The following is a 2244-nucleotide window of genomic DNA, read 5'->3' as shown; positions in this document are numbered from 1 at the left end:
GTTTCTATTATTAGAACTTATAAGCAATCCCAAGACGAACATCATTAGTCTTGAACTTATTGCGAATACTGGATGTACCGCCGAAATCAAAATCCTTGCGTCCGTAATCTGTGTACCGGTACTCAAGGCGGACAATTAAGTTATCAGTAGCTGCATAGTCTACACCAGCTCCGATAGTCCAACCTGTGAGAGTATTTTTGTCAGAAAAACTACGGTTTAATGCTGAAACACTATAATTGTTTTTTACCTGACCAAAGGCAACACCACCTGCGATATAAGGCAAGAAACGATCCACCGCATAACCTGCGCGAGCACGTACGGCACCTGACCAACGCAATTCTGTTTTTAATGTCTCTAAACCTGTGTCAATTTTTTTATTAACGTCATTATAGGTGACATCAGCATCAACACCAAGAACAACACTATTGCCTAAATCAAAATTATAGCCAGCGTACACGCCGCCGAGGAAGCCGCGTGGTTTTAACTCATAGCCATTCAATAAGACATCGAACCTTGATTTACCCCAACCATACCCGATCTGACCGCCAACATAACCGCCAGTCCAAGAAAACGCTGGGATTGCAGCAACTGGTGCAGGCTCTTCATAAACAATTGCGTCTGCTGCATGGGCGCCAGAAACCGCAGCAATTGCTACTGCCGATGCAAGCATAACTGATTTGATGTTCATTTTAATTCCCCCGACCCTGTTATAAGTCCATACTAATACTGCACTTATACATATCGGCTTCAAATGAAATGTCTGTAGTAATAAGGCAACACCACCCTACAATGCCTCAAAAGAAACCATGAAACAAAATGTTGCTTAAAAATACATTAAAAAAGCAAGAACACCGCTAGATTTTGATAATAAAAAAGGCCGGGGCAATTCTGCACCGACCTTCCTACTCGTTATTAATTCCAAGTGCCAGTACATCCGTGGTCAAAGGTCATAAATAACTGCGACACTTGCGAGCGCTGTGAGAAACGCGCTGCATTAGCAATGCCTATGAATTATATATAGATAGCGACTATGTCCAAAACAAGGGTAAGGACGGTTTTCTTTTAAGTCTGCTGCACCCATTTAAGGTTTCCAGCCAAAACACCAACCTCCGATGCAACCCTTAAAGCCCTTTCCCTGACAGCCTCCGGAACATGTTCTGTCCGCGACAAGACCCAAAAGTATTTCGGACTAGAGCCTGCAATTATCGCCCACTGGTAATCATCATCCAAAGCAACAATGTTGTAACCACCATAGAATGGTCCGAAGAATGAAACCTTCAAGGCTCCAACATCTTGCCCTTGAACAAACATAGCTGTTCCGGAGGCGCGTTTATGTCGACCTGATACTTCATCAACACCGCTATTCAGAACATTTACTGTGCCATCGCCGTTAAGGGTATATTCGGCTGTCGTTTTGATTAAGCCTTTCTCAAAACGGTTATCGACCCGTGCGACTTCAAACCATTTTCCAAGATAGCGATTTAAATCAAAACCTGTAACCGGTATCACATTCTCAGGAATTTTAGGATTACTGGCTTTGTACAGTTTATAACCCGCAAACAATCCTATCGCGGCCAAGAATATCTTTTTAGCGCCCATAACAAACTCCTGTTGGTTACATCATGAACGCATTTAGGTGCTGTCGGTTCCAGATACCATCTAGAAAAACAAAAAAGGCAGCCTTTAAGCTGCCCGCAAATCACCATTGTTCTAAATATAGTATATTCCGCTTAAGCGAGCAACAACTTATCGCGTCTTATATCCCCAATGATCTGCTAAAGCATCAAGGCCATCTTTAAGGTAATCACTGTAGGTGGTCTTTTCGCGCTGCGTCTTGGCGATATCAGTAATCTCCATTCCCTGCCCGACAACTGCAATCATCAAATCGAATGCTTTGCGTCCAAGGATAGGTTTGCACTCATTCAAATGTTGCACGGCATCAATCATGCTATCCGGCAGCGGATCGATGCCCTTACCGCCATCCACACGCTCTCGACCATAATCAATCGCAATTGCACCTTTTGCACCTGACCGTTCCCAATATTGGCGAAAGCGCCCAGCTGCTGCCCACTGTGCATCGTCGATATGCCCACGAGAATAAAGGGTGCCAATCGCACTTTCTCTGATGTTCACATAGGCTTTTATTTTTTTGGGGTTCCATGATGCGCCTGCATGGTTAGGCATGTAATATGGGTTGGGAACTTGATGCACACGAACCTCAGACTTCAAGTTTCCCATTTCTTT

3 protein-coding genes are annotated in these 2244 nt (G+C 44.0%); all 3 read right to left on the bottom strand.

Annotation, left to right across the window (positions count from 1 at the left end; translation table 11 throughout):
* Positions 1 to 10: 10 nt before the first annotated feature.
* The gene (locus tag ABDZ76_RS17475) at positions 11 to 688 is read right to left on the bottom strand and encodes an outer membrane protein (RefSeq protein ID WP_343808618.1); all 678 of its coding nucleotides are present in this window, start codon (positions 686 to 688) and stop codon (positions 11 to 13) included.
* A gap of 374 nt (positions 689 to 1062) precedes the next feature.
* Positions 1063 to 1599 carry a lipocalin family protein gene (locus ABDZ76_RS17470; RefSeq protein ID WP_343808615.1) on the bottom strand — a complete coding sequence of 179 codons (537 nt, stop codon included), beginning with the start codon at positions 1597 to 1599 and terminating at the stop codon, positions 1063 to 1065.
* A gap of 147 nt (positions 1600 to 1746) precedes the next feature.
* A partial coding sequence (locus ABDZ76_RS17465) for a hypothetical protein (protein WP_343808612.1) occupies positions 1747 to 2244 on the bottom strand: 498 nt, incomplete at its 5' end.

This window comes from Paenochrobactrum glaciei (assembly GCF_039522165.1).
In the GTDB taxonomy this organism is placed as follows: domain Bacteria; phylum Pseudomonadota; class Alphaproteobacteria; order Rhizobiales; family Rhizobiaceae; genus Paenochrobactrum; species Paenochrobactrum glaciei.
The sequence above is the reverse complement of the archived record's forward strand: the minus strand, read 5'-3'. Positions and strand labels throughout refer to the sequence as shown.

Excerpts from the sequence above, each read along its gene's own strand:
- ABDZ76_RS17475 (WP_343808618.1), bottom strand. The coding sequence starts at position 688 with ATGAACATCAAATCAGTTATGCTTGCATCGGCAGTAGCAATTGCTGCG.
- ABDZ76_RS17470 (WP_343808615.1), bottom strand. The coding sequence starts at position 1,599 with ATGGGCGCTAAAAAGATATTCTTGGCCGCGATAGGATTGTTTGCGGGT.